Here is a 376-nt window from a genome sequence, read left to right as displayed (position 1 = left end):
TGCAAAACAACGACCCAGGGGAGCACCAACTGGCCGGCTTCAGAGCGGAATGGTGGCCGGCATAAAATCGGAATAGGTGGCCGGCTTCGTTTCGGAATCAGCGGCCGACTTCACCGGAATGCGCAGACCTTGCGCAGCAGTTCTCGGATCTGACGAAATGGCGGCCTGCCATTTAGTGGGTGTAGCGTCATAGCTTCGTCGCGGACAAAGCGCTCAAGTGGTGGTTCGCCTGTCGTGCCATGGCATCGTAGATCGGCAACCGTGCGCATCCACCACGCAAGGTGCAGGTGAAGGCCTTCCATGCTGTCAAAGCTGTGTCCGGCAAGTGCGTTGTGCTTCACATACCCGACGCCTCGCTCGTCCTTGCCTTTGGTAC

At 58.8% G+C, this 376-nt stretch carries 1 pseudogene; it reads right to left on the bottom strand.

The features are described 5' to 3' along the window. Positions 1 to 125 precede the first annotated feature (125 nt). Positions 126 to 376 (bottom strand): annotated as a pseudogene (locus IB272_RS34810) (IS21 family transposase); the annotation flags it as partial.

Origin of the sequence: Ensifer sp. ENS08, assembly GCF_014852195.1 — a bacterium.
GTDB lineage: Bacteria > Pseudomonadota > Alphaproteobacteria > Rhizobiales > Rhizobiaceae > Ensifer > Ensifer adhaerens.
This window is presented reverse-complemented; position numbering and strand designations above follow the sequence as displayed.